The sequence below is a fragment of the Mesorhizobium sp. M7A.F.Ca.ET.027.03.2.1 genome (assembly GCF_003999175.1).
Taxonomy (GTDB): domain Bacteria; phylum Pseudomonadota; class Alphaproteobacteria; order Rhizobiales; family Rhizobiaceae; genus Mesorhizobium.
This window is the reverse complement of the sequence record NZ_RZOM01000537.1, coordinates 1-4,092: the sequence shown is the minus strand read 5'-3', so window position 1 is coordinate 4,092 and position 4,092 is coordinate 1. Positions and strand designations below refer to the sequence as shown.

The following is a 4,092-nucleotide window of genomic DNA, read 5'->3' as shown; positions in this document are numbered from 1 at the left end:
GGCAAGAGCGGCTGCGGCAAGAGCACACTTTTGCGGCTCCTGGCCGGGCTCGACCGGCCGACATCGGGATCGCTGACATTCGGCGTCGAAGAGGAAGGACACAGCCGCACGCGCTTCATGTTCCAGGAGCCACGGCTCCTGCCCTGGGCCAGCGTGGTGAAAAACGTCGAGGTCGGGCTGACCGGGATTGCTTCCGGCGCGGAGGCAAGGCAACGCGCGCTCGACATTCTCGGCGAGGTCGGGCTTGCCGACCGGGCCAACGAATGGCCTTCGGTGCTGTCGGGAGGTCAGAAGCAGCGCGTGGCGCTGGCCCGCGCGCTGGTCGGCCACCCGCAGATCCGGGCTCTCGACGAGCCGCTCGGCGCACTCGACGCCCTGACCCGCATCGAGATGCAGCAGCTTCTGGAACGCATCTGGATCGCGCAGAAGTTCACCGCCGTGCTGGTCACGCATGATGTCGCCGAAGCGGTCGCGCTGGCCGATCGGGTCGTGGTGATCAGCGAAGGCCGGATCGCGCTTGATCTGGATGTCCCGGTCGAACGGCCGCGCCGACGCGGTTCGGTCGAGCTTGCGCGGCTGGAAGGCAAGATTCTGGATCGGCTGTTCGGGTAGGTTTGCTGGGGGCGGCGCCGCAATTGGCGGAGTGGGGTCGACCTTTCTTCGCAGCTCACCCTCTAGCGATTGGCCCACACCAATCCCACCAGCCCGACCAGCATGGTGACGACACCGATATACAGCCATTGCGACTGGCCGGTCATGAAGCTGCCGCCGACAACGCCGACGCCTTGCAGCGACCACAGCGCGCCGATGGCAAGGGCAATCAACGCCAGAAGATTTTTGGTCAGCCTCATTGCCGGATCTCGCTTTCGAAGTCGATTGGTTGGAGCATCGGGGCCGCGATAAAAGAGCCAAAGGAATTGGCCCGACCATGCCGGTCTCTACTTGGATATTAATGTTCGATCTTGTCAAACGGACGTCTGACCGCAGCACAAAGATCATCATTGATTGACCATCGCGTGCCGGAAAATCCCTGACAGACTGTTACCCAGCGACTCCAAACGTGTGCCATTGCCACGGAACCGCCAGATCACTGCCGCATTTCGCGCCTTATTTGGCACCTAACGGCTGGGGTCTGTCAAAAACGGAGCCATCCCCCAAATATGAAGAACCCAAAACAGACCGCGCTTGTCGCGGTAACGATCGCTGCTGGCCTGATGGTCGGCGCTTCTTCGGCGACCGCCGCCCAGTGCGGCCGCGCCTCGTGGTATGCCCTGCACTCCAAGACCGCCTCGGGCGAGCGCATGAACCCGTCGGCGCTGACCGCCGCGCATCGCACCTTGCCTTTCGGCACCAAGCTCAAGGTGACCAACAAGAACAACGGCCGCAGCGTCGTCGTGCGCATCAACGATCGCGGTCCGTTCATCAAGGGGCGCGTGCTCGACCTGTCGAAGGGTGCCGCCGGCCAGCTCGGCTTCATCGGCTCGGGCCACACTTCCGTGTGCATGGCGCGCGTCTAGAGCTGCCTGTGTCCGGCAAGAGGGGCCGGACACATTACCTACACATTTCGCAGCCGCACACTGAGCCGGCTGGCGCCGTTCGGCCCCGATTTCCATGGCCTTGAACCAAAGATGCATTGGTCACGCAGCGTGACGTATTGCATCGCAGCAATTAGTTGTTAACTTCCCCGCGAGACATCTAGGGCTCGGCGCTGCTCGTCGTCCCTTCGGTCGCAGGCAGCAGCGGGGTTCTCGATGTTCTACCAGCTCTATGAAATGAACCACGCCGCCTTGCAGCCCGCGCGCCTCTATGCCGACGCGGTGCGGATGTTCTATTCCAATCCGCTCAATCCGTTTTCCCACACGCAATGGGGCCGTTCGATCGCGGCGACGGCCGAACTGTTCGAGCGCACCACGCGCCGCTACGGCAAGCCGGCCTTCGGCCTGAGCAAGACCGTGGTCGACTGGAAGAGCGTCGAGGTCGCCGAGAAGACCGTCTGGTCGAAGCCGTTCTGCAATCTCGTCCGCTTCGAGCGTGCCGTGCCCGCCGGGCGCAAGCCCGATCCGAAGCTTCTGATCGTGGCGCCGATGTCGGGCCATTATGCGACGCTGCTGCGCGGCACGGTGGAAGCGATGCTGCCCTATGCCGACGTGCACATCACCGACTGGGTCGATGCCCGCATGGTGCCGCTTGCCGACGGCCAATTCGATCTCGACGACTACATCGACTACGTCATCGACATGCTGCACACGCTGGGGCCGGACACGCATGTGATGGCGGTGTGCCAGCCTTCGGTGCCGGTGCTGGCCGCCGTGGCGCTGATGGAAACGAAGGGCGACCCCTTCGTGCCCTCGACCATGACCTTGATGGGCGGCCCGATCGACACCCGCAGCAATCCGACCGCGGTCAATCTGCTGGCGCAGGAAAAGGGCATCGACTGGTTCCGCGACAATGTCGTGATGCATGCGCCCTGGCCGGTGCCGGGCTTCGGCCGCGAGGTCTATCCAGGCTTCCTGCAGCTGTCCGGCTTCATGAGCATGAACCTCGACCGCCACATCATCGCCCACAAGGACTTCTTCATGCATCTGGTGAAGCATGATGGCGACAATGCCGAGAAGCACCGCGATTTCTACGACGAGTACCTTGCTGTCATGGACCTGACGGCGGAGTTTTATCTGCAGACCGTCGACACGGTCTTCGTGCGCCAGGCCTTGCCCAAGGGCGAGATGACGCATCGCGGCACCAGGATCGATCCGTCGGCGATCCGCAACGTCGCGCTGTTCACGGTCGAAGGCGAAAACGACGACATATCGGGCCTTGGCCAGACCAAGGCGGCGCATGATCTGTGCCCCAATATCCCGGCTGAGCGGCATGCCCACTACATGCAGCCGGCGGTTGGCCATTACGGCGTGTTCAACGGTTCGCGCTTCCGTTCCGAAATCGTGCCGCGCATCGTCGACTTCATCACCAGCTATGGCCGCCAGGAGCGTGTCGCGGTGAAACCGAAGCTGGTCCGCGCCGCCAAGAGATAATGCAAGTCGCCCAAATTGCGGATTTTTGGACGATGACCTGCATAGAACCAAGCTTAACGGCGACAAACCGTGAGATTGACCGGTAAATGCCGGCTGGCTGGCCGATTCTGTTGCACAAGTGCCGCTGTCCAGCCCCTCGGGTAACCATGCCGACAATCCGACCGTCGTCGTAATTGACACGGACTGTAAATCCCCCTTAACCTTTCGTTAATAACAAAGGGTGAGCGGGGACAATGATTTCCTCATCGATGGCGCAACGGCTGCGCGTGTATGTGGCGGCCGGGCTGGCAGTGACGGCGGGCTGGGTGGCACCGGCTTTGGCGGGTGGAGCGATGGCGACCGGGGGTCTCACCTCGCAGCCGATCGGCCACTATGATTTCTGCAAGCTGCATCCGGGCGAGTGCTCGATCCGCCCGACCAATCTTGCGCCGGCTCCGATGAGCGACGGGCTGATGCGCAAACTCCTCAATGTCACCGCCAGGGTCAATGCCGCCGTCAAGCCTATGAGCGACATGGACATCTACGGCAAGGACGAGGTCTGGGCCTATCCCGACAATGGCGTCGGCGATTGCGAGGACTATGTGCTGGAAAAGCGGCGTCAGCTTTCGCGCATGAGCATATCGCTTGCCGATCTGCTGATCACCGTCGTGCGCAAGCCCGACGGCGAGGGCCACGCCGTGCTGACGGTGCGCACCGACGAGGGCGACTATGTGCTCGACAATCTGACCGACAAGGTCAAGCCATGGGACGCGACCGGTTACCGCTTCCTCAAGCGGCAGGCGATCGACAACACCGGCCGCTGGGTCTCGATCCGCGGTGGCCAGCAGGTTCTGGTCGGCGCGGTTCAGTAGCTTCTGCGCGAACAGGGCGGCATCGGCGATCCTTGGCCCCCCCTCTGTCCTGCCGGACATCTCCCCCTCAAGGGGGAAGATCGGATGTTACCTTCGCTTTCGCCAATTTCCTGCGTTGAATAATGTTGAAGAGGCGATCCGGCGCGAAGCCGCCATCTCCCCCCTTGCGGGCAGGGCTATCGCATATGGGTTCTTGCGAAGAAGGACCCCAC

5 protein-coding genes are annotated in these 4,092 nt (G+C 62.6%); 4 read left to right on the top strand and 1 reads right to left on the bottom strand.

Going from position 1 to position 4,092, the window contains the following annotated elements:
* A partial coding sequence (locus tag EN750_RS21625; RefSeq protein ID WP_127397592.1) for an ATP-binding cassette domain-containing protein occupies positions 1-612 on the top strand: 612 nt, incomplete at its 5' end.
* A 62-nt stretch (positions 613-674) separates the two neighbouring features.
* Here the strand turns inward: EN750_RS21625 and EN750_RS39550 are convergent.
* A complete protein-coding gene (locus EN750_RS39550; RefSeq protein WP_164762805.1) occupies positions 675-851 on the bottom strand; it encodes a hypothetical protein in 177 nt (58 codons plus the stop codon).
* A 309-nt stretch (positions 852-1,160) separates the two neighbouring features.
* Between EN750_RS39550 and EN750_RS21615 the strand changes: the two genes are divergently transcribed.
* From EN750_RS21615 to EN750_RS21600, 3 genes are all read left to right on the top strand, one after another.
* On the top strand, positions 1,161-1,517 hold the full coding sequence (locus tag EN750_RS21615; RefSeq protein WP_127397591.1) for a septal ring lytic transglycosylase RlpA family protein: 357 nt from the start codon (positions 1,161-1,163) through the stop codon (positions 1,515-1,517).
* A gap of 234 nt (positions 1,518-1,751) precedes the next feature.
* Positions 1,752-3,029: a polyhydroxyalkanoate depolymerase gene (locus tag EN750_RS21610; RefSeq protein ID WP_127321403.1), complete on the top strand. Its 1,278-nt coding sequence runs from the start codon at positions 1,752-1,754 to the stop codon at positions 3,027-3,029.
* Between the two features lie 233 nt (positions 3,030-3,262).
* Positions 3,263-3,880: a transglutaminase-like cysteine peptidase gene (locus tag EN750_RS21600; protein WP_127397590.1), complete on the top strand. Its 618-nt coding sequence runs from the start codon at positions 3,263-3,265 to the stop codon at positions 3,878-3,880.
* Positions 3,881-4,092: the final 212 nt, after the last annotated feature.